Here is a 21,611-nt window from a genome sequence, read left to right as displayed (position 1 = left end):
ATCAGTTTCAGGCGGGATTTATGGACAGCAACAACGACTGGCGCCAGCGGCTCTACGTCATGATTTTCCAGAGTGACACCACGGCCGGGCGACGGTTTGACGGCATCCTGCTGCTGATCATCCTGGCCAGCCTGGTGATCGTGATGCTCGACAGCATCGACCAGATTCACCAGAACTATGCCGATGTACTGGCCTATATCGAGTGGGGCTTCACCCTTGTCTTCCTGATCGAATACGGGTTGCGGCTGTATTGCTCGCCCAAGCCGTTGCGCTACGCCTTCAGTTTTTATGGGTTGGTGGACTTGCTGGCCATCGTGCCCGGCATCCTCGCGTTGTATTACAGCGACGCGCAGTACCTGTTGATCATCCGCATCATTCGGATGTTGCGGATCTTCCGCGTGCTCAAGCTCAGCCCGTACCTCAAGCAGGCCAACTACCTGATGGCGGCGCTGCGGGGCAGCAAGCAGAAGATCGTGGTGTTCCTGGTCAGCGTGTGCACGCTGGTCACGGTGTTCGGCACCTTGATGTACGTGATCGAAGGCCCGGAGCACGGCTTTACCAGCATTCCGAAAGGCATCTACTGGGCCATCGTGACCCTGACCACCGTGGGCTTTGGCGATATCGTGCCGAAGACGCCGCTGGGCCAGGTGATTTCGTCACTGGTGATGATCACCGGTTACTCGATCATCGCCGTGCCCACCGGGATTTTTACTGCTGAACTGGCGAGTGCCATGCGCGGTGAACAGCTGCAAACCGACTGCCCGGTGTGCAAGAAGAACAGCCATGAGCCAAACGCCGCATTCTGCTCGCGTTGCGGAAGTAACCTTTTCCGTAAAGTGGAATAAGCAAAGTACGTTTTAATCTTTAAACGTCTATGCGCCGGCAGCTATAGTCGCTGGCATATTGCCCCTACTCAATCGACTACCTTCTCGAACAACAAGGAATGAGCAGTGAAAAAACTCGTTAGCGCCTCTCTCCTGGCCGCCGGCCTTGCCCTGGCGGGCGCCGTCCAGGCTGCCCCCGTCACACTGCTCAACGTCTCCTACGACGTGATGCGCGATTTCTACAAGGACTACAACGCCGCCTTCCAGAAACACTGGGAAGCCGAGCACCCGAACGACAAGCTGACCCTGCAGATGTCCTTCGGCGGCTCCAGCAAACAAGCGCGCTCGGTGATCGATGGTCTGCCGGCTGACGTGATCACCATGAACATGGCCACTGACATCAACGCGTTGGTCGACAACGGCAAACTGGTGCCGGACAACTGGGTCACCCGCCTGCCGAACAACAGCGCGCCGTTCACCTCCGCCACCGTATTCATCGTGCGCAAAGGCAACCCGAAAGCCCTGAAGGACTGGCCGGACCTGTTGAAAGACGGCGTGCAAGTGATCGTGCCCAACCCGAAAACCTCGGGTAACGGCCGCTACACCTACCTGTCGGCCTGGGGTTATGTGCTGAAGAACGGCGGCGACGAAAACAAGGCCAAGGCGTTTGTCGGCAAGCTGTTCAAGCAGGCGCCGGTGCTGGATACCGGCGGCCGTGCGGCCACCACCACCTTCATGACCAACCAGATCGGCGACGTGCTGGTGACCTTCGAGAACGAGGCGGAAATGATCGCCCGTGAGTTCGGCCGTGATCAGTTCGAAGTGATCTACCCAAGCGTTTCCGCCGAAGCCGAGCCGCCGGTGTCGGTGGTCGACAAGGTGGTCGAGAAGAAAGGCACCCGCGTGGCCGCTGAAGACTACCTGAAGTACCTGTGGTCGGCGGAAGGCCAGGAAATCGCGGCCAACAACTACCTGCGTCCACGTGATCCGAAAGTGCTGGCCAAGTACACCGACCGCTTCCCGAAAGTCGACTTCCTGTCGGTAGAGAAAACCTTCGGTGACTGGCGCACCGTGCAGAAGACTCACTTCAATGATGGTGGGGTGTTTGACCAGATTTACTCCGGTCAATAACCGGCGAAACGCAGTAACAATTGTGTGAGCGGGCTGGTTGCAGTGAGTGGGGCTGCTTCGCAGCCCAGCGCGGGGCAAGCCCGCTCACCACAACAAGCCTGCTCCCACATTGGGCTTTGTGTCTGGCAGTTACATCGGCGGTGTCACGCCATCTTTGCCGGCTGAGATGGCCTGGGCCGTAATTGTTCCATCCGCCCCCTGCGCTGCAAACAACACCACCTTCACCCCCGCCTTGAGCAAACTGCGATCCCCCGGCTCCAGGTTGACGATCGGCACATCCTCCGGCACCACGATCTTCTGCTCGCCGCCTTTGTACTTCACGGTCAAGGTGCGCCCGTTGCTGACGACCAAGTCGCCGACGGTGCCGTTGGTCATGCTGCTGCCTTCTTTTAAGTCAAACGCGCGATGCCCGTCGCCCGTGCCGGCCATGGCCGGTGGGAAGACGTGCACTTCCAGTGCGGTCAAGGTGCCATCGGCATTGGGCATGGCGGCGGAGCCAATGTAGCTGCCCGGCTTGATCTCATCGATCTTGGCCAGGGTGACCGCGCGCACCTGAGTGCTTGGGGTCAGGTGCACGATGACGTCTTCACCGCTGTTGACCTTGACGTGCATCGCATCGCCTTCCATCGCGGTAATGGCCCCGCGTACGCCCACACGCTGGGCCTCGGCAGCCTGAGCCAGGCCTACGGCCATCGCAGCGGCCAGGGTGGAAGCCAGGAGCATCTTGTTCAACGTGATCTTCATGGGATTTCCTGTTTCGGCAGTTGTTTCTGAATGTATCATTACCCTTCGCGCAGAAAGTTAACGATTCACTCATCATTACCGGGCATGAGTGTTATCACTGCCAGCGGCCTACCCGGGCTACGGTGTTGTCTTTAGGCTCGCCCCACTTTCCTTCGCATTTATGAGAACACCATGAACGCTACGTCCCACGCCACAACCACCATGACCCGGAGCATGGTGATGCTGTTTGCGTTTTGCTGCGGCGCCATCGTTGCCAACATCTACTATGCCCAACCGATCATCGAGCTGATCGCGCCGGACATCGGCCTCACGCCCGCCATGGCCAGCCTGATCGTCTCCTTGACGCAGATCGGCTACGCCCTGGGTCTGTTTTTCCTGGTGCCGCTGGGTGACCTGCTGGAAAACCGCAAGCTGATGATCGCCACCACCGTACTGGCCATCGCCAGTCTGTTGGGTGCGGCGTTTACCGAGCAGCCGAATCTGTTTCTGTTGGTATCGCTGCTGATCGGTTTCAGTTCGGTGTCGGTGCAGATCCTGATCCCATTGGCCGCACACCTGGCGCCCGCCGAGTCCCGTGGCCGCGTCGTCGGCAGCATCATGGGTGGCCTGTTGCTCGGCATCCTGTTGGCACGGCCCGTGTCCAGCGTGGTGGCGGACCACTTCGGCTGGCGCGCGATGTTCATGGCCGCAGCGGCGTTGATGGCGTTTATCAGTGTGGTATTGCTGATCACCATTCCCAAGCGCCAGCCTGATCACAGTGCCACCTATGGTCAGCTGCTGCGCTCCCTCGGCACCTTGTTGCGTGAGCAGCCGGTGCTGCGCCAGCGGGCGTTTTATCAGGGTTGCATGTTCGCTACCTTCAGCCTGTTCTGGACCGCTGCCCCACTGGAACTGGCGCGTAATCACGGCTTGAGCCAAAGCGAGATCGCGCTGTTTGCCCTGGTCGGTGCGTTGGGCGCCATTGCCGCGCCCATCGCCGGTCGCCTGGCCGATGCCGGTCACACTCACCGTGCGTCGTTGCTGGCCATGCTGTTTGCCGCGTTGAGCTTCCTGCCAGCCTTCGTGCACCCGTTGTACAGCGTGATCGGCCTGGCGGTGACCGGCGTGGTCCTGGACTTCTGCGTGCAGATGAACATGGTGCTGGGCCAGCGCGCCATCTACGCCCTCGACGCCAACAGCCGCAGCCGCCTGAACGCGCTGTACATGACCAGCATCTTCATCGGCGGTGCCTTCGGTTCGGCGATTGCCAGCAGCGTGTATGAGCACGGCGGCTGGCTGGGTGTAATGCTGGTGGGCAGCGCGTTCCCCTTGATCGCGCTGCTGCGGTTCCTGAGTGCTTCACGTCAGGCCACGGTCGCCACTGCTTGAGGGAGGGACTCAAGGCCGGCTTTTTTCCGCGGATGCCTGGCCCGAGGGTGACGTCAGCAGGCTCATCAACTGTGAGAAAAACGCCAGCAGCATGACGGCGAGCATCTGGATCATGCCGGCAGCGTGTTCTTGTGTTTTATCCGTCAAAGGAGCGGGAGCCGGTGTTGGGACCGGAGGAGGCGGCGCCGGATTGGGAGTGGGTGCAGGTGTAGGTACGGGTGCAGGCTGAACCTGCGGCGCTTGCCCCTCCCACAGCACATCCGTTGGCTTGATTTCGCCCTTGCTCTTGAGCAACAGGTCCGGCTTACCCGTGCCCTTCAGGTCAATCGCCAGGCTTGAGAGGCCCGTACTCGGATCATGCTTGATCACCGCCTCCCCGGCGCGACCACTGAACCGATCAGTGAAAACCAGCGCACGCACACCCGCCTCCTTCAAGGCGCCCGACACGTCGATCTTATCCGTACCGCTGGTGAAATCCTCAATAATGTCGGGGTCAGTCGGCGTGGAGTCGCTCGCCTTGTCGTAGACAAAGGTGTCCGCGCCGCCACCGCCTCTCAGGGAGTCGCCCTTCCCGCCGCCCTTGATCCGGTTCGCCGCCTCATTTCCCAAGATGTTGTCTCGCCCTGCGCCGCCAATCGCGTTTTCAATCGTGCAACCCTTGGCAATGGACACATTGCCCTTCAACCCGCCCACATCAGAAAACGACTCGGCGTTCAGGTTGATGTTCTGGTCCTGGGAAAACCCGGAGAAATCCATCGTGTCGACGCCGCCACCGTCCCACACACAGAAGACCGGTTTGTCCGCAGCGCTTTTGAGGCTCATAGCCTCGCGCTCGGTGTTGGAATTGAAACCATAGGTGGTGTTGGTGTTGCGCGTCTGGTGATTGGCCCCATACAGGCGTTGCGCCGCAGCGATATCGTCCATCATCGGTGCGGATGGGTTCTGCCCGTTGAAGTCGTGTCCCTTCTGGTTTTTCTCCGAAAAGTAACTCATGACCGTGCGCGCTTTTGTATCTTCGGCGTAGTCCGCACCCGTCTGGTAATTGGGGGTACCGCCGTTGTAGTGACCGGGATGATGCAGGCCGATGGCGTGACCGATCTCATGGATAGCAGTGACCGAAAAGTGACTGCCCAATGCCGGTGCCCCACTTTCTCCCCGTGTGCCAATCGTGGCCGTTGTCTGGGTAGTGAACCGACCAGGGAAGTTGGCCACCCCACGGTCACTGCCTGGGTTGTTGCGAATGTTGAGTGTGCCGTCCGCCCCGCCCGCCTGCTCGCGAAAGTTGATATTGGCCACATCCTGCCAGGACTGCACTGCCTGGCGAACACGTCGTTGCTGCTGCTGGGTGAAACTGCCATCCACCGTGTAATTCACATCGACTTTCGAATCGCCGTTGCGGTCATGAAAGCGCAGGTTTTCTCGCGTGAGTTGGCTGGCTGCCTGGTCCGTCGTGTAAGAGGGTTTATTGCCGGCCCCCACACCAAATGGGCCGGGGTCCGATACCGGCAGGTTATTCAGAGGACTCCTACTGCGCAGGTCATAAGTATTCATTGTGCGACGCCTTTGGTTTCAATAAAGAGAGTCGGCCAACTGATTGTTAGCCAACGGGTCCAGAGGGAAACTCGCACGCTGAAAAATCCGACACCACCGTAAAGTTAATACCAACCGCAACACCCGAATGCCCAGAAACACGAGGCGATACCACCAGGAATGCCTTTGCAATTTAAACAATCGACAACACAAAGGCCCGGGCGGCATCGCGTTGTTTTGGCAAGAGAAAAACAAATTCTAAAACAACGCTGTTCGCTCAACTACACGGTTATCCCAATGGTCAGGACATATCCCTTAACCCTTCCTCAGGACCGCACCAGCTTCTCCAGCGCAGCGTCCGCCAGGAAGGAAGAGCGGCTCTTGACCTTGTGTTCACGCACATACCGGTCGATGCGCTGGATGACGTAACCAGGCAAAGTCACGTTGACCTTTTCGGTCTTGCCCAGGTAGGGCGAGATGTCCAGCTCTAACATCCCCCAACCCATGTCGGCGTAGTCTTCGTGCGCGTGATGGTTGGCTACCGACGTCGGCATCGGAATCGGGCCGCCTTCTGCGGCAATCTCTTGCAGCATGATGTGCGCGATTTCCACCGCAGCGTTATAGGCCTCTTCGAAACTGTCCCCGGCGGTGACCGCACCTGGGATATCGGGGATCTGAATACCGGTGGCGGTGAAGTCATCGCCCCATTCGATACAGATTGGGTATTGCATGAACGTTCTCCTTAAAACTGAAACAAGCCGGCGCGTTTCCTGATGCTTCTGACGGTGCCCAGCGGCAAATCCTTCTTGGGATGCGGCACAGGGAGGGTGTACGGGCTATAGCAGTGGGTAAAAATATGATGACTGCCCGTGACCCGATCCAGCACCCAGCCCGCCTCTTGCAGTTCCTTGATCAATAACCTGCTTTGCACCCGAGCCTCCTTGGCTTGGCCTGAATAAAAGTAACCCTAGAGTTACCTTTACTCAAGCACAAAATACGCAGGTCTGACTGACGGCTGTTTACTGGATATTGAAAACCCACCCGCTCGACACTGGAAACGCATGACACATCCGGGTCATCGCCTTAGGCTTGAACGCCGCCAAGCCCGACAGGAGCCACCGATGGACCGCCTCACCGCCATGGAAACCTTCGTCCACGTCGTCGAAACCGGCTCGTTCTCCGCAGCCGCCAAACGCCTGGGCATCGGCCAGCCCGCCGTGTCCAAGAGCATTGCGCAACTGGAGGCGCGCCTTGCCGTGCGGCTGGTGATGCGCTCCACACGGGGCCTGACCCCCACCGAGGCGGGCCTGGTGTACTTCGAAGGGGCCAAGCGGGCTATCGATGAAGCCAATGCAGCCGACGAGGCCGCCCGTGGCGCCAGCGCCGGATTGACGGGCAACCTGCGGGTCAGCGCTGGAGTGACTTTCTCCCGCATGCGGATAATTCCTAACCTGGGTCCCTTCCTGGACCAACATCCAGGCCTGAACATCGACGTGTTGCTCGACGACCGACTCCTGAACCTGGTTGAAGACGGCATCGACATCGCCCTGCGTATCGGCAACCTGAGTGATTCGGGCCTCACTGCTCGCCGGCTTGGCCAAAGTCCGTGCAGGGTATTCGGTACGCCGGCCTACTTCGAACGTTTCGGCGAGCCACAGAGCCCGGCGGATATCCTCAACCACCAGGCCGTGATCTACAGCCTCGGGGAAAGCCCGCTCTGGCCCTTCAAACAAGGCCTTCACGAACACACCATCGCCGCTCAAGGACGCTTGCGCGTCACCTCTTCCGAAGGTTTGCGCGCAGGTGTGCTCGCCCACCACGGCCTGGCGATGACGTCCGAATGGATGTTCTCGCCGGAATTGGCCAGGGGTGAAGTGAAGCCCGTATTGACCGATTGGGAACTCCCGCCAAAGGACCTGTGGGCGGTATTGCCGACGGGGCGAATGCCGAGTGCCAAGGCCAAGGCATTTATCGAATACGTTGAAGGGTTACTCACGCATTAGCGTGCTGTGAAACCGTGGAATGCGCCCGTTAAGCGATGGCCAGTAAGTGAATTGCTCCGCGTCTGCCGGTAAGGCCGGTTGACGCCAAAGCTGTTCCAGGATGGCTTGTGAAGCAATGGCGAACGCTAGCTGCTGCCCTGGGCACCGGTGGTGGCCAGAACCGAAGCTGAAGGTTCGCCGACTGAGGCGCTCAAGCACAAAACTGTCGGGGTTCGCGTTCGCGCCAGGGTCTCGATTGGCGCAAGCCAGCAACACCAGAATGGTGTCCCCCGCCTCTACAACGCGATGACCAATCGCGCAGCGCCTGGCAACAAATCGGCGGGTGTTTTGCACCGGCGAATCGTAGCGGGCGACCTCTTCCACCAGGGCAGTCGCCAGGGTCGGCGTGCGCAGCACCTGTTCAACCAGTTCAGGCCGCCGAGAGAGCATCACCCGTGTATTGCCGATCAGGCCAGCCGTCGCTTCGCAGGTCTGCGCCAACAGCCCGATCAGGTTGGCATTCAGCACTTTCGCGTCCGGCCAGTCGCCTCGGCGGATCAGCGCCAGCAATGCTGTCTCCTCAAGCACACCCCTGAACAGCTGGCTCAATTGCGACACGCCAACATCGGCATTCTGCAGTTGAATGGCATTGCTCAAAGGCGAGAGGCACGCAACGAAATCCCGCGTAAGGCCCGCAACGGTTCTCAACTGCTCACGCGGCACACCCAATAGATGCGCAACCACCGAGACCGGTAGGGTGAACATCCACTCATCCAGGGTATTCAAGCCTGCGCTCAGTTGCGTAACGACGCCTGCAACGTGGTTGGCGCCCAAACCAGCCAACGCCGGCTCAATGATCGACCTCGGACAACGATGGGCAGTGCCTTCATTCATACGCATCAACCGTGCAAACATCTGGCCAGTTGCACGCTGTGCAATCGCGGGAGGGACCGGCTCATGGAGTGGTCGTACACGGCAATCAGGATGCGCCAGAACGGCCTCGACCGTCTCCGCCCGGCTGGCTATCCACATCCCGAGTTCGGTATCGAACAGCAACTCATCTTCGTCACGCAAGCGTGCATAGTAGTCGTAGGGGTCTGTATGGGTTGCGGCTTCCAGCGGTGTCATTCAGCACATCCTGTTCGAAAAGAACCGCTACTATCAGCCCCTACAAACGGCAACGCTTCGCTCAGGAACGAAACATGAATGCCCACGACGATGACGCCGCCCTCTCCCGAATAGCCGGAGCGATAGCAGAACCCGCGCGCACGAAAATGCTCTGCGCGCTGATGGACGGTCATGCGCGTACCAGCACCGAAATGGCGGTGATTGCCGAGGTCAGCGCATCAACGGCAAGCGCTCACTTGGCCAGGCTCAAGGAGGATGGCTTGATCAAGCTGCATACCCAGGGACGTCATCGCTACTACAGCCTTGCCGGGCCGCATATTGCCCAGGCGATTGAAGGCTTGATGGTGATCAGCCGCGACAGCGCCAAGGCGTTTGTGTCGAACACGCCCAGTCGCTTGCAGTTCGCGCGCACCTGTTACGACCATATGGCGGGTACGCTTGCGGTGCAATTGCATGACCATTTCATCGCGGCCGGATGGTTGGTCGGCGAAGGTACTTACCAGCTCACGCCGCCGGGCGATGACGTCATGACCGAACTGGGAATTGATGTGGTGACCCTGCGCGCACAGCGACGGCGTATCGCCTGTTCGTGCCTGGATTGGAGCATGCGCCGCCCGCACCTGGCAGGTGCCTTGGGCGCGGCGTTGCTGCAGAACGCGATTGGCCGTGGATGGGTAACTCAGGATCTGGACAGCCGTGCATTGGGTTTGACGTCCAAAGGGCGCAAGGAACTGGCGGTCAAGTTTGGAATACACCTCGCAGAACAATGAAGATTCACGGTGGGAGCGACTAAACGACTCGACCATCCCAAGCCACCGTCACGTGCCGAGGCAGTTCACGCCGATGCTCTAGCAACCACGCATCCAACGTATGCCCCACATGGGTCAACACCCCCCGTTGCGCGCCAGTTTCCTCAATGCTCTGCAACGCCAGCGTCAGGTCATTGTGATTACGCGGCGCTTGCGGCTGCGGCGGCATGGAGCAATCCAGTACCAGCACGTCCAGCGGTTCACGTTGCAGCCAGGCTAATGTTGCCGGCGGCAGGCCGACCGTGTCGGTGAGGTAGGCGATGCGCCGCCCCTCGCCTTCCAGCAGGTAACCCAGGGTCAGTTTGGAATGCTGCAACGGCAACGCCGTGACGCTCAACTCGCCAAAGTGGCGTGTTTCAAACTCGGCAAAAGGCTGGCTGAAATCGAGAATGCCCGGATGTTTGTACAGGTCGGACAAGCCCTCCGGATCCGCCGGGCCGTGCACCGGAATCACCAGCCCCTGCCCCCAGCGCAGGTGCAGCAAACCCTGGGCATGATCAGCGTGATAGTGGGTCTGGAAAATCCCGTTGAAGCTGCGCGGCGGGAAGCGTTCGGTGAGGTCAGGCAAACCGCTGTCGATCAGCCAGCGTTGGTCTCCGCATTCGATCAGCGCGCTGCACGGTCGGCGGCGCAGGCTTGCGTCGCTGCGCGCCAGACCGCACGCGGGGCATTCGCAGCCGTACACCGGGACTTGCCGCGCGTCACCGGTGCCGAGCAGCGTCAGGCGCATGCCGAGTGCCCGTGGTCGAGGCAGCACAGCAGGCGCTCGACCGTATGCTCGAGCGGCCCGGAGTTGTCCAGCACGAACAACCCCGCCCCATGCCCCGCGATCAACTCAGCGGTGAACCGCGTATTGCGTGCCAGGCGCTCCTCGATATCCGCCAAGGCCTCACGCCCGCGTGCGATCAAACGCTGGCGCAACACCGCCTGGTCCACCGTCAACAGCAACACCAGCGACGTCGGATAACGCGCGCGGGTCTGTGCCAAGTGCGCACGGGAGCCGTTGACCAGCACGTCGTCACCCGCCGCCAGCCACGCGTCGATCTCCTTGGGAATGCCATAGGACAAGCCATTCGCCTGCCAGCTGAGGGCAAAGGCGCCCTCCGCCTGCAGCGCGGCGAACTGCTCCGGGGTGACCCCTTGCGCCGCCTCGCCCACTGCTTCCGCCGAGCGGGTGATAACGCGGCGCACGATACGGCAACCGCGCTCGGCCAACCGTGGGCGTGCGGCATCCAGCAGGCTGTCCTTGCCCGAGCCGGACGGCCCGATGAGATAGATCAACCTGCCTGCCATCAAAACACCCTCTTCGCTTGTCGCCATACTTGTTGCACCACCGGCAGCCCTTCGCGGCTGCGGGCCTGGACCAGGTCCGCGCGCAGGCCAATGGCGATTTCGCCGCGATCGCTGAGGCCCGCGGCTTTTGCCGGCGCCAGGCTGATCATCTTGACCGCTCGCGACAGGTCGCCGCCGTCCTGCTGGTCGGCCAGCACAAAGGCCGCCTGCAACAGGCTGGCCGGGTAATAGTCGCTGGAAAGTATATCCAGCAATCCCTCGGCCGCCAGGCCGGCGGCGGCCACATTACCCGAGTGCGACCCACCGCGCACCACGTTCGGAGCGCCCATCAACACTTTCATGTCCAGCGCGTGGCAGCCCTTCGCCGCTTCCAGCGTGGTGGGGAATTCGGCGATGGTCATGCCGTAGCGCGCCGACTCTTGCAAGTGGGCCAATGTCGCATCGTCGTGGCTGGCGACGGACAGGCCGCGCGCCAGGCAATGCTCGACGATGGCGGCGCGATAACGGTCGCTGTACGCCAGGGAGTTGGCCTTTTGCAGCACGATGAACGCGTCCATGGTTTCGTCGTTCAGGTGGTACTTGCCCATGTAGTACTCACGGTACTTGGATTCGAGCACGAACTGGCGCTGGCCCGGCGAATGGTCCATCACCGACACCAGTTGCACCAGCGGGTTTTCCACCAGGTCGCGGAACACGCTGAGCGTGTCCGGGTGGCACAGCTCGCAGCGCAGGTGCAGGTGGTGCTCGGCGCGGGTCAGGCCGGCACCTTCCGCCTGGGCGATGGCGTCGAGCATCGCCGGCAGCTTTTTCATGCGGTTGCCCTTGGGGTTCACGTCGCCGATGGAGACGGCGTCGAACACCGTGGTGATGCCCGCCGCGATGATCTGCGCGTCGTGGCTGAGCACGGCCGAAGTTGACGGCCAGTCCACGCCGGGACGCGGGGTCATGTGTTTTTCCAAATTGTCGGTGTGCAATTCCACCAGGCCCGGCAACAGGAAATCACCGCCCAGGTCCTGGGCCTGGGGCAACTGGCTGCGCCCTTCAGCGAGGTCAACGATCTTGCCGTCGCGCAGCACCACCGAGCCCAGGAACATGCGGTCAGCCGTGACAATCTGGGCATTACTGAGGATCTGTTCAGCGGGCATTTGCGTATTCCTCTTGGGCAACAGGCGTGGGGGTCATGTCGAAATGACGGTCGGCAACCGCTTCACGGGCGGCGCGGTCGTGGAAGATGCCGATCAGCGCTGCGCCGGCGGCCTTGGCTTCGTTCATCAGCTCCAGCACCACCTGGCGGTTGTTGTCGTCCAGGGACGCGGTGGGCTCATCCAGCAGCATTACCGGCCAGGCCACCATGAAGCCGCGGGCGATGTTGACGCGCTGTTGCTCACCGCCGGAGAAGGTGCCGGGCGCCAGCTGCCACAGCCGTTGCGGGATATTCAGGCGGGTCAGCAGGTGTTCGGCACGCGACTGCGCATTGGCCTTGGACCAGCCACGGGCCAACGCCGGCTCCATCACCACGTCCAGGCACGCCACGCGGGGGATTACCCGCAGGAATTGGCTGACGTACCCGAGGGTTTGCTGACGCACCTGCAAGATGTCACGCGGCTCGGCGCCGACCAGTTCCAGCCACGCGCCCCCATGCTGCACACGAATGCTGCCGCCCGCCGGCAGATAGTTGCCGTACAAGGTGCGCAACAAGGTGCTTTTACCGGCGCCGGACTGGCCGTGCAGCACCAGGCATTCACCGCCCTGCACACTGAACTCGACGCCACGCAGCACGTTGAGCACCACGCCGTGTTGCTGATGCAGGGTGAAGGTTTTCGAGAGGTCACGGACCTCGATCAAGGCATTTGTCATGGCTGCAATACCGAAGACACCAGCAGTTGAGAGTAAGGGTGCTGTGGATCGTCGAGGATCTGGTCGGTGAGCCCGGTTTCCACCACACGGGAGCGACGCATCACCATCAGGCGGTCGGCCAACAGGCGCGCGACGGCCAGGTCGTGGGTGACGATCACCACCGCCAAATCCAGCTCACGCACCAGCCCGCGCAGCAGATCGAGCAGGCGCGCTTGCACCGACACATCGAGACCGCCGGTGGGTTCGTCCATGAACACAAGCCGTGGGCTGGAGACGAGGTTGCGGGCGATTTGCAGGCGCTGCTGCATGCCGCCGGAGAAGGTGCGCGGCAAGTCATCGATACGTTGCGGGTCGATTTCCACCTGGCTCAACCAATCGAGACCGGCACCGCGCAGCTGCTCGTAATTGCGCACGCCCTGGGCCATCAGGCGCTCGCCGATGTTGGCGCCGGCTGACACCCCCATGCGCAAACCGTCGCGGGGGTTCTGCTCGACAAAGCCCCATTCGGTGCGCAGCAAGGTGCGGCGCTCGGCTTCGCTGGCGCTGTACAAATCCAGCCATTCGCCGTCCTTGCTGCGGTAGCCGATGCTCCCCGCTTGCGGCGGCAGGCGCCCGCTCAACAGCGAGAGCAAGGTGGATTTACCCGAGCCGGACTCGCCAACGATGCCCAGCACTTCGCCGGGGTAAAGATCGAAGCTCACTCCCTGGCAGCCCTTCTCCGGGCCGTACAACAGGGACAGGTCACGCACTTGCAATAACGGCTGGCTCACTGGTTGTTCTCCTTGACGCGTTGCGCGCAATACCAGGTGTCGGAACAGACAAAACTCTGGGTGCCCGCATCGTCCAGAATCAGCTCATCGAGGAACGATTCACGGCTGCCGCAGATGGCGCAGTTGTGCTCCCACTTCTGTACCTCGAAGGGGTGGTCTTCAAAGTCGAGGCTGGTGACCTGCGTATAGGGCGGCACCGCGTACAGGCGCTTCTCGCGACCGGCGCCGAACAGCATCAGCGCCGGGCTCATGTCGAGTTTCGGGTTGTCGAATTTGGGGATCGGCGACGGATCCATCACGTAGCGCTCGTCGACCATCACCGGGTAGGCGTAGCTGGTGGCGATATGGCCGAAGGTGGCGATGTCTTCGTAGAGCTTCACGTGCATCACCCCGTAATCATTCAGGGCGTGCATGGTGCGGGTCTCGGTTTCCGACGGTTCGATAAAGCGCAGCGGCTCGGGAATCGGCACCTGGTAGACCATGATCTGATCGGCCTGCAGCGGGGTTTCCGGGATGCGGTGGCGGGTCTGGATCACCGTCGCGTCCGGCGTGGCTTCGGTGGTGGCGACGCCTGCGGTGCGCGCAAAAAAGCGGCGGATCGACACGGCGTTGGTGGTGTCGTCGGCGCCCTGGTCGATGACTTTGAGCACGTCCTCCGCGCCGAGGATCGCAGCGGTCAATTGCATGCCGCCGGTGCCCCAGCCGTAGGGCAACGGCATCTCGCGGCCACCGAACGGCACTTGGTAACCAGGGATCGACACGGCCTTGAGCAAGGCGCGGCGGATCATGCGTTTGGTCTGCTCGTCGAGGTAGGCGAAGTTGTAGGCGGCGTCATTCATGGCTCGGGCCCTCGGCCGGTTGGCGCAGTTTGCGAATCAGTTCCAGTTCGGACTGGAAGTCCACGTAGTGCGGTAATTTGAGGTGCGAGACAAAACCGGCCGCCTCGACGTTGTCGCAGTGGGCCAGTACGAATTCTTCACGCTGGGCCGGCGAGACGATCTCTTCGTTGTATTCCCCCGCGCGCAGCGAACGGTCGACCAGTGCCATGCCCATGGCCTTGCGCTCGGCATGCCCGAAGGCCAACCCGTAGCCGCGAGTGAACTGCGCCAGCTCGGTGGCGGAGCCGACGAACTGGTTGACCATCTCGCACTCGGTGACTTCGATGCTGCCCAGGCAGATGGGAAAGCCCAGCTCTGGCGGGTCGATCCACACCTCGACGTCGCCGATGCGAATCTCGCCGGCAAATGGGTGGTTGCGGCCGTAGCCACGCTGGGTCGAGTAGCCCAGCGCCAACAGGAAACCTTCATCGCCACGGGCCAGGGCTTGCAAGCGTTCGGCGCGGCTGGCCGGGTATTCCAGCGGGTCGCGGGTGATATCGGCGACGCTGGCGTTGTCGTCGGTTTCGGTCTTGATCAGGCCTTCTTTGGCGAGCAGGCCGAGCACCCGTGGGCAGGCTTCGATGCGCGCATCCGGCGTGGTCTGCGGGCCGGGGTATTCACCTTCGGCCAGCAGCGAGAAATCCAGCAGGCGGTGGGTGTAATCGAACGTCGGGCCGAGCAACTGGCCGCCGGGCACGTCCTTGAATGTGGCCGACAGGCGTCGGCTCAACGACATCTGCGCAGTGTCGATCGGCAAGCTCGGGCTGAAGCGCGGCAACGTGGTGCGGTAGGCGCGCAACAGGAAGATCGCTTCCACCAGGTCCCCCGCCGCTTGCTTGATCGCCAGCGCGGCGAGTTCTTCGTCGAACAGCGAACCTTCGGTCATCACCCGCGCCACGGCCAGGGGCAGTTGCTCGCGGATTTGCTTCACGCTCAGTTCAGGAATCGCGGTATCGCCCCGGCGTTTTTTCGCCAGCAGGCGATGGGCATTGTCGATGGCCTGTTCGCCACCTTTGACGGCTACGTACATCAGGCACGCTCCTCTGCGACACGGCTGCTGCGCGGCAGGCCGATCAGGTGATGACCGGCGGCAAACAACACATCCAGGCCACGGGGGAAGGCTTCGCGACGCTGGCGCTCCAGCCAGAAGGCTTGCGGCACGGGCACCTGCACCTGGCGCTGGGCCTTGATGCCCGGACCGCGCCAGAGCAGGCCGCGACCGGACTCCAGGTCGGTGAGCTGCACAAGCAGGGTGCAGGACTGGTCGGGGTAACGGTCATTGCCGTGGTCGAAGCCGCTGAGGTCGAGCAAGTCTTGCTCACCGAGCAAGGCGAACACCGCGTCTTCACGGTTCGCCGTCAACGGGCAACCGCAGTGGAACGCCAGGTTGGCGCGGATCAGCGGCGTGTCGAAGCTCGGCGCCAGCCACAGCGGCGTGTCCCCATCCAGCATCGCCAGGCACAGGGCATAGGTGGCGGGCGCCAGGCCATCGAGGCGCGGCGCGCAGGGCAGGTGCTGGATTAAACCGGGTTCGGCCAAGGCTTTGAGGGCGGCACGAAAACCGCGCTGGGCGTCCAGGACCGGGTCGACAAAGGCCGGTTGCAACAGTTGCGCATTCATCAGTTTTCTCCTCGAACCAACGTGAAGAACTCGACCTTGGTCGCGGCGGTGTCGGCTTCTTTTTGCGCGCGTCGAGCGGCCTGAGTATTGGCCAGCGCGGTGATCAAATCGCTGAGCCAAAGACTTGGCTGCGTGCCTTGCAAATGGGCATCGGCCAGGGCCGCCAATTCAGCGTGAGCCTTGTCGCGCCCGGCCAGGTAGCTGTAGCCGGTGCGACCATCGGCCAGGCGCACCACGCAGCGGGTCACGCTCATTTCGCCGACGTTGAAGGGCGCGCCATTGCCGCCCATGCGGCCGCGCACCAGGGTCATGCCGATTTCCGGGGCGCGGATCAGTTGGTATTCCGCGTCTTTCAACGCGGCTTCGTGAGGTTGCAGTTCACTGAGTTGGGCGCGGGCGAGCACACCAAGCCAATGCTGACGCGGGGACAGATTCATCAGGGTCTCCATCAGGTCACCACTTGGTACTGGAAGCGATCCGAACGGCTGGTGGACTGCGCCAGCTCCACCGGGCGGCCGTCGCGATCGCGGGAAAGTGTGAATACGGTGAGGGCTGGCAAGTGCCGAGGCATCATCAGCAGCGCGGCTTCATCACGGTTGGGCAAACGCGCACCGATCAGGCTTTGGGTGCGCGTCAGCGGCAGGTCGCGTTCGCGCAGGTACTGGCGCAGCGAACCGCCGGTGTAGTCGGCCAGCAGCGGCGCCCGGCTGGCGCAGTAGCGATGGCGAATCAGGCTGACGGGTTGGTGGTTGAGTTTGCGCAGGGTCTGCAGCTCGATCATCGGCGCCATTTCGGCAATGCCCAGGTGCTGCGCCTCATCGCGACTGGCGTAGCAGTAGCGGCGCTTGAGCAGCACCGCTTCCACGCCCACGCCTTGGGCCGACAGCGACTGGCTGTAGGAGGTCTCGGCGCCCATCGGGTAGATCAACGGGCGATCAAGTACCTGGGTGCCCTTGCCCTGGCGGCGCAACAGGCTGCCTTCGAATACCAGCTCGTCGATGGCGCGGCGCAGCGTGTGGCGGTTGACGCCAAAACGCTCGGCCATGTGCACCTCGCCGGGCAGGAAGTCGCCGGCGCTGTAGCTGCTCAATTCACGGCGCAGGATATCCGCGAGTTCGCGGTACACCGGCTCATCTTGTCTAGACAACTGCATGCTTAAAAAAAGCGCCGCGCGGGCACCCCTCCGACGTCAGATGAACTGCTTGCGCAGGCGTTGGGACAACACGTCGATCAAACTCACCACCACGATGATCACCAGCAGCACCGCGCAGGTTTGTACAAACTGAAAGGCGCGGATGTTTTCCCAGAGGATCACGCCGATCCCGCCCGCGCCGACCATGCCGACCACCGTGGCCGAGCGCACGTTGGCTTCGAAGCGGTACAGCGCGTAGCTCACCCACAGCGGCATCACCTGGGGGATCACGCCGTAGATCACTTCCTGCAAGGCACTCGCGCCAGTGGCACGCACGCCTTCCACCGGGCCTGGGTCGATGGCTTCGACGGCTTCGGCAAACAGCTTGGCGAGGACGCCGGTGGTGCTGATCCACAAGGCCAAAACGCCCGCGAAGGGACCGAGACCGACGGCGACCACGAACAACATGGCGAACACCATTTCATTGATGGAACGGAAGGCGTCCATCACCCGGCGCAGCGGTTGGTGGATCCACCAAGGGGTGATGTTGTCGGCGCAGAGAATGCCCAGCGGCACCGAGCAGACGATGGCCAACACCGTGCCCCAGAGGGCGATTTGCACGGTGACGATCATCTCCTTGAGGTAGGAGCGCCACTCGTGGAAGTCCGGCGGGAAGAAGTCGGCGGCGAAGGTCGCCATGTTTCCGGAGTCACGGTACAGCGCCAGCGGGTTCATCTCGGCGCCGTGCCAGGCCCAGGCCAGCAGGACCAGGAACAGGCCCCAGCCGAGGTATTGCGGCCAGGTGCGTTTACCGACGGCTTCAGCGTGCAAGGTTGTCATGGGTCACTCTCGATCAATGTGTATGAGTGGGCTTTCTGTGGTGAGCCTGGCTTCTGTGGTGAGCGGGCTTGCCCCGCGCTGGGCTGCGCAGCAGCCCCAATGGCTCTGCTGTGAACCCGTCGGGGGACAAGCCCCCTCACCACAAAAGCACTCTGCATACAGGCGGGGGATTAGCCGTTAGCCGCAGTTTTCTTGTCGAGTTCGGTGATGCGCTGCTGCAACTTGGCCAGGTCAGCATCGATATCAGCGAGCTTCTTGGCCTTATCCGCCGCTTCCAGCTTGTCGTCCGCGCTGATCGTGGTGCGCTGCTTGAACAGCTCCAACTGGCGGATCGGCAACAGTTGGTCGTCGCTAGAGGCGAGGAACTTGCCCAGTTGCATGTTCTTCAGCACGGCCTTCTCTTCATCGGTGTCACCGTAGTGGGCGAAGAAGTCGCGGATCTTGGTTTTCTCGCTGTCGCTCAGGGCCTTGCTCCACACCATCGGGTCGGCCGGGATCAGCGGCGATTTCCAGATCACCTTGAGCATGGCGGCCTTGTCCGGCTGGGTGACTTCCAGGCGCTCCCAGCTTTCGGTGTTGAAGGTGGCGACGTCCAACTGCCCTTTGGCGACGCTTAGCGCGTTGACTTCATGGCTGGAGTTCAACGTGCGTTTGAACGCCGTGGCGGCATCCACATTGTTCTTGGCAAACACGTAGTAACCCGGCACCAGGTAGCCCGAGGTGGAGTTCGGGTCACCGTTGCCAAAGGTCAGGTTCTTGGCGTTCTTGAGCATGTCTTCGACGTTGTTGATCGGGCTGTCCTTGCGCACGATCAGCACGCTCCAGTAACCGGCGGCACCGTTGGCGGCGGCGGTCTGGGCGAAGATCTCGCCGTTGGAGCGGTCCACCGCTTCCATCGCGGCCTTGTTGCCAAGCCAGGCCACGTCGACCTTGTTGAAGCGCATGCCCTGGATCAGGCCGGCGTAGTCGGAGGCGAAGGTGGCGTTGATGGTCAGGCCGGTCTTCTTGTGCATGTCATCCAGGAACGGCTGCCAGATGCTCTTGAGGTTCTGCGAAGACTCGGTGGACATGATGCCGAAGTTGATCGCCTTGTCGGCGGCATGGGCATTGCCCAACGCCACACTGGCCAGCAACACCGCAGACAGAAAGACGTGACCGATACGGTTCAACATGGAAAGGATTCCTGTGGGTCGTGAGTAGGGTTTCAAGCGCGCGCCAGGGCCAGCCGAGGGGTGACGGAGGTTTGGCGGGACTGGTCGGAAAACATCAGGCTGGTGTCGACGTCGGCACCGTACAAATCATTGAGGAAGTGGCTGCTCATCTCGCTGCCCTGGCCGTCGAAATGAATACGGCCACCTTTGAGGGCCACGGCACGCGGGCAATAACGCATGGCGTAATCGACTTGATGCAGGGTCACCACCACGGTCTTACCGTCGCGGCGGTTGATGTCGGCGAGGATCTCCATGACCTTGCGTGCCGACTCCGGGTCAAGCGAAGCGATAGGCTCATCGGCCAGGATCACCTCGGCGCGCTGGGTCAATGCACGGGCAATCGCCACGCGCTGTTGCTGGCCGCCGGACAAGGTCGAAGCCCGTTGCGCGGCCAAGTCGGCCAAGCCAACGCGCGCCAGGGATTCCAGGGCAAACGCCTTCTCTTCGGCATTGAACAAGCCGAGGTTGCCGCGCCAGCGCGGCATGCGGCCCAGGCAACCGAGCAGCACGTTGTCGAGCACGCTCAGGCGGTTGACCAGGTTGAACTGCTGGAAGATGTAGCCGATGTCTGCGCGCAACCGCCGCACCTTGCCATTCAAGCGCCCACTGGCCTGCACTTCCCGGCCCAGCACCTTGACGCTGCCGCCGTTGCTCTTGTCGCAACAGGCCAGCCCCGCCAAGTGGCGCAACAAGGTGGACTTGCCAGAACCGGAAGCGCCAATCAGCGCGACCATCTCACCTGGGGCAATGGTGAGTTCGAGGTCGACCAACGCGGATTTCTTCGCAAAGGTCTTGTTCAAGTGATCGACATGGATAGCGTGATTCATGGGCTTCTCTGTCTTGTTTGAACAGCCAGGGGATGGCTGCGGTTGAGTTCAAACGACAGTAGGCGCGGGAGGTGTCAGCCCTATGACTTGCACATGACTGGAGGGGGTCGGTTGGATGAAGGTTTTGTGAAAGGTTGGACTTGACCGAAACTCAGATCAACCCTGTGGCGAGCAGGCTTGCCCTGCGTTGGGCTGCGTAGCAGCCCCAGTATGGCCAGCGTGTTCATTCAGGCAGAACGCGTCGCCAGGTTTTGGGGCCGCTTCGCAGCCCAACGCGGGGCAAGCCCGCTCGCCACAAGGGATTGATTTGTCTTGAGGTATTCTGCATTCCAGTAATTGCATGAAAGCCCCTACACTTAGCGAGCCCAAGAATCTGGAATACCAAACGCAATGATCATCACCAAGGCCTGCCCCGTAGTCCTTCGCACAAGACAGTCCCTGGAAATCCTCGCATTCGAGCACCCACTGGCCGGTTTCCAACTGGTCAAGGGCAGTGTTGAGCCAGGCGAAACGACAGCCAATGCGGCTATTCGCGAGTTACAAGAAGAGGCCGGTATAACCGGCCGTGTCATTCGGGACTTGGGAACCTGGCATTCAGAGATCACCGGCCAGACCTGGGCATTTCACCAATGCCACGTACCGGCAGACCTTCCGGATACCTGGACCCATTTTGCAGAAGATGATGGAGGGCACTGTTTTCGCTTCTACTGGCACCCATTGGGCAGCGAACCCACCAATGAATGGCACCCGATCTTTAAGGGCGCGCTGACCATGCTGATAGAGAGCCTTGGTTCTAAAGCTCGCTGAACAAGACTTTCCCTACGGCTAGTCATTTAACCCGTCTCCAATATGGAGACCGAGCTGTACGCAGGAGGGCCAGCCCCTGCCGGGTTTCCATTCCCCGGTCGACCAACCTGCGTACGGCTCACCTTTTTTCTGGCTGCTTTGTGGCGGCTGTGCATGGGAGGCTTCGGCCTGCCGCATTCCGACGACCGGCCTACCACCCCATTCACAGCCGCCTCCTTACATCTTGCGGTAGCGACCAGCAAAGAACCTGTAGATATGCCCTACACAGATTTCGGGTTGCGTCTGATCAACCTCGCCGCTAACCTTCGCGGGTCGCTGCAAAATCAGCGAACGGGTGTGGAAGCCCGAACTCTCCAGGCGTATAAGCGCCCATAGCCTCTAGCGGGCGCTTTTTTCATGCTCGCTATAAAATGTTATGGCGGCTGTGCGCGGGGCACTTTCGGGTGCGCCGGGGTCCTGGAGTCCGGTCTTCCACACCTGCGTACAGTCGCCACCCCATCATGTGGAAGTGATTGTGGCGGCTCCCTTTACTCCAGGAGCTACCGTATGAAAAAAGTCACACCTAACCCCCCGCCATCCACCTCGGATGACACACCACAAACCCCACCCAATCTCATCTTCACCGTCCGCCCCGGCCTAAGCACCGAAGCTGCATTGAGCAATGCCAGCGAGATGCTGGAATCGGCAACCGTGTGTGCCTATGACTGTGCCGAGCACTTGGATGGCTCGGGCCGCAAGCAGGTGTTGGCGGTGGTGCAGATGATTGAGATTGCGCAGTTGTTGGTGGATGAAGCGCTGAATCGGGAGTATCCGGTGGCCTGACACGCCGCCATCGCGGGCAAGCCCGGCTCCCACAGGTG

25 protein-coding genes are annotated in these 21,611 nt (G+C 61.5%); 7 read left to right on the top strand and 18 right to left on the bottom strand.

The features are described from left to right. The first annotated feature begins 20 nt into the window (after positions 1-20). Together OZ428_RS10560 and OZ428_RS10555 are read left to right on the top strand one after the other, a co-directional pair. On the top strand, positions 21-845 hold the full coding sequence (locus OZ428_RS10560) for an ion transporter (RefSeq protein ID WP_061435897.1): 825 nt from the start codon (positions 21-23) through the stop codon (positions 843-845). A 105-nt stretch (positions 846-950) separates the two neighbouring features. Further along, complete coding sequence (locus OZ428_RS10555; protein WP_016979582.1) at positions 951-1,955, top strand: sulfate ABC transporter substrate-binding protein; 1,005 nt, start codon at positions 951-953, stop codon at positions 1,953-1,955. 129 nt (positions 1,956-2,084) lie between these two features. Here OZ428_RS10555 and OZ428_RS10550 read toward each other — a convergent pair whose 3' ends face one another. Continuing rightward, the gene (locus OZ428_RS10550) at positions 2,085-2,699 is read right to left on the bottom strand and encodes a DUF5666 domain-containing protein (RefSeq protein WP_269133327.1); all 615 of its coding nucleotides are present in this window, start codon (positions 2,697-2,699) and stop codon (positions 2,085-2,087) included. 171 nt (positions 2,700-2,870) lie between these two features. Here OZ428_RS10550 and OZ428_RS10545 point away from each other — a divergent pair, with 171 nt between their 5' ends. After that, the gene (locus tag OZ428_RS10545; protein ID WP_095015309.1) at positions 2,871-4,067 is read left to right on the top strand and encodes an MFS transporter; all 1,197 of its coding nucleotides are present in this window, start codon (positions 2,871-2,873) and stop codon (positions 4,065-4,067) included. Positions 4,068-4,076: 9 nt separating this feature from the next. Here the strand turns inward: OZ428_RS10545 and OZ428_RS10540 are convergent, their stop codons facing one another. From OZ428_RS10540 to OZ428_RS10530, 3 genes are all read right to left on the bottom strand, one after another. Continuing rightward, positions 4,077-5,618 carry a M10 family metallopeptidase C-terminal domain-containing protein gene (locus tag OZ428_RS10540; RefSeq protein ID WP_269133326.1) on the bottom strand — a complete coding sequence of 514 codons (1,542 nt, stop codon included), beginning with the start codon at positions 5,616-5,618 and terminating at the stop codon, positions 4,077-4,079. A gap of 305 nt (positions 5,619-5,923) precedes the next feature. Further along, on the bottom strand, positions 5,924-6,328 hold the full coding sequence (locus tag OZ428_RS10535) for a type II toxin-antitoxin system HicB family antitoxin (RefSeq protein WP_269133325.1): 405 nt from the start codon (positions 6,326-6,328) through the stop codon (positions 5,924-5,926). 11 nt (positions 6,329-6,339) lie between these two features. Continuing rightward, entirely contained in the window at positions 6,340-6,528 is a 189-nt protein-coding gene (locus OZ428_RS10530) for a type II toxin-antitoxin system HicA family toxin (protein WP_269133324.1), read from the bottom strand. 190 nt (positions 6,529-6,718) lie between these two features. On the opposite strand from OZ428_RS10530, the gene OZ428_RS10525 reads away from it, so the two are divergent. Further along, positions 6,719-7,600, top strand: a complete 882-nt coding sequence (locus OZ428_RS10525) for a LysR family transcriptional regulator (protein WP_269133323.1) — start codon at positions 6,719-6,721, stop codon at positions 7,598-7,600. On the opposite strand, the gene OZ428_RS10520 is transcribed toward OZ428_RS10525, so the two are convergent. Then, positions 7,586-8,707: a cytochrome P450 gene (locus tag OZ428_RS10520; RefSeq protein ID WP_269133322.1), complete on the bottom strand. Its 1,122-nt coding sequence runs from the start codon at positions 8,705-8,707 to the stop codon at positions 7,586-7,588. The genes OZ428_RS10525 and OZ428_RS10520 overlap by 15 nt on opposite strands. A gap of 74 nt (positions 8,708-8,781) precedes the next feature. On the opposite strand from OZ428_RS10520, the gene OZ428_RS10515 reads away from it, so the two are divergent. Beyond that, positions 8,782-9,477: an ArsR/SmtB family transcription factor gene (locus tag OZ428_RS10515; protein WP_269133321.1), complete on the top strand. Its 696-nt coding sequence runs from the start codon at positions 8,782-8,784 to the stop codon at positions 9,475-9,477. A gap of 19 nt (positions 9,478-9,496) precedes the next feature. Here OZ428_RS10515 and phnP read toward each other — a convergent pair whose 3' ends face one another. From phnP to phnC, 13 genes are all read right to left on the bottom strand, one after another. Beyond that, entirely contained in the window at positions 9,497-10,246 is a 750-nt protein-coding gene (phnP, locus tag OZ428_RS10510) for a phosphonate metabolism protein PhnP (protein ID WP_269133320.1), read from the bottom strand. Further along, positions 10,237-10,809 carry a phosphonate metabolism protein/1,5-bisphosphokinase (PRPP-forming) PhnN gene (gene phnN / locus OZ428_RS10505; protein ID WP_269133319.1) on the bottom strand — a complete coding sequence of 191 codons (573 nt, stop codon included), beginning with the start codon at positions 10,807-10,809 and terminating at the stop codon, positions 10,237-10,239. Before phnN ends, phnP begins: the two co-directional genes overlap by 10 nt. Then, positions 10,809-11,954 (bottom strand): alpha-D-ribose 1-methylphosphonate 5-triphosphate diphosphatase, encoded by a 1,146-nt coding sequence (locus tag OZ428_RS10500; protein ID WP_269133318.1) that lies wholly within the window; start codon positions 11,952-11,954, stop codon positions 10,809-10,811. The genes phnN and OZ428_RS10500 overlap by 1 nt, the downstream gene beginning before the upstream one ends. Next, positions 11,944-12,666: a phosphonate C-P lyase system protein PhnL gene (gene phnL / locus OZ428_RS10495; protein WP_269133317.1), complete on the bottom strand. Its 723-nt coding sequence runs from the start codon at positions 12,664-12,666 to the stop codon at positions 11,944-11,946. Before phnL ends, OZ428_RS10500 begins: the two co-directional genes overlap by 11 nt. Then, on the bottom strand, positions 12,663-13,472 hold the full coding sequence (gene phnK, locus OZ428_RS10490; protein WP_161630236.1) for a phosphonate C-P lyase system protein PhnK: 810 nt from the start codon (positions 13,470-13,472) through the stop codon (positions 12,663-12,665). The genes phnL and phnK overlap by 4 nt, the downstream gene beginning before the upstream one ends. Continuing rightward, a complete protein-coding gene (locus OZ428_RS10485; RefSeq protein ID WP_269133316.1) occupies positions 13,433-14,275 on the bottom strand; it encodes an alpha-D-ribose 1-methylphosphonate 5-phosphate C-P-lyase PhnJ in 843 nt (280 codons plus the stop codon). Before OZ428_RS10485 ends, phnK begins: the two co-directional genes overlap by 40 nt. Then, complete coding sequence (locus tag OZ428_RS10480) at positions 14,268-15,344, bottom strand: carbon-phosphorus lyase complex subunit PhnI (RefSeq protein WP_269133315.1); 1,077 nt, start codon at positions 15,342-15,344, stop codon at positions 14,268-14,270. The genes OZ428_RS10485 and OZ428_RS10480 overlap by 8 nt, the downstream gene beginning before the upstream one ends. After that, a complete protein-coding gene (gene phnH, locus OZ428_RS10475) occupies positions 15,344-15,934 on the bottom strand; it encodes a phosphonate C-P lyase system protein PhnH (RefSeq protein ID WP_038845855.1) in 591 nt (196 codons plus the stop codon). Before phnH ends, OZ428_RS10480 begins: the two co-directional genes overlap by 1 nt. Beyond that, positions 15,934-16,371: a phosphonate C-P lyase system protein PhnG gene (gene phnG, locus OZ428_RS10470; RefSeq protein ID WP_269133314.1), complete on the bottom strand. Its 438-nt coding sequence runs from the start codon at positions 16,369-16,371 to the stop codon at positions 15,934-15,936. Before phnG ends, phnH begins: the two co-directional genes overlap by 1 nt. A gap of 11 nt (positions 16,372-16,382) precedes the next feature. After that, a complete protein-coding gene (gene phnF, locus OZ428_RS10465) occupies positions 16,383-17,087 on the bottom strand; it encodes a phosphonate metabolism transcriptional regulator PhnF (RefSeq protein ID WP_269133313.1) in 705 nt (234 codons plus the stop codon). 36 nt (positions 17,088-17,123) lie between these two features. Further along, entirely contained in the window at positions 17,124-17,906 is a 783-nt protein-coding gene (gene phnE / locus OZ428_RS10460) for a phosphonate ABC transporter, permease protein PhnE (RefSeq protein ID WP_016978496.1), read from the bottom strand. A 170-nt stretch (positions 17,907-18,076) separates the two neighbouring features. Beyond that, entirely contained in the window at positions 18,077-19,078 is a 1,002-nt protein-coding gene (gene phnD / locus OZ428_RS10455; protein ID WP_033897601.1) for a phosphonate ABC transporter substrate-binding protein, read from the bottom strand. Positions 19,079-19,110: 32 nt separating this feature from the next. Further along, positions 19,111-19,944: a phosphonate ABC transporter ATP-binding protein gene (gene phnC, locus OZ428_RS10450; RefSeq protein ID WP_033897600.1), complete on the bottom strand. Its 834-nt coding sequence runs from the start codon at positions 19,942-19,944 to the stop codon at positions 19,111-19,113. A gap of 390 nt (positions 19,945-20,334) precedes the next feature. Here phnC and OZ428_RS10445 point away from each other — a divergent pair, with 390 nt between their 5' ends. Both OZ428_RS10445 and OZ428_RS10440 read left to right on the top strand, forming a co-directional pair. Continuing rightward, a complete protein-coding gene (locus tag OZ428_RS10445; RefSeq protein WP_269133312.1) occupies positions 20,335-20,751 on the top strand; it encodes an NUDIX hydrolase in 417 nt (138 codons plus the stop codon). A 546-nt stretch (positions 20,752-21,297) separates the two neighbouring features. Further along, positions 21,298-21,573 carry a DUF6124 family protein gene (locus tag OZ428_RS10440; RefSeq protein ID WP_269133311.1) on the top strand — a complete coding sequence of 92 codons (276 nt, stop codon included), beginning with the start codon at positions 21,298-21,300 and terminating at the stop codon, positions 21,571-21,573. The last annotated feature ends 38 nt before the right edge of the window (positions 21,574-21,611 follow it).

The organism is Pseudomonas sp. GXZC (assembly GCF_026967615.1).
Classification (GTDB): domain Bacteria; phylum Pseudomonadota; class Gammaproteobacteria; order Pseudomonadales; family Pseudomonadaceae; genus Aquipseudomonas; species Aquipseudomonas azotoformans_A.
Note: the sequence above shows the minus strand (reverse complement) of the source record. Positions and strands in the feature narration are given on the sequence as shown.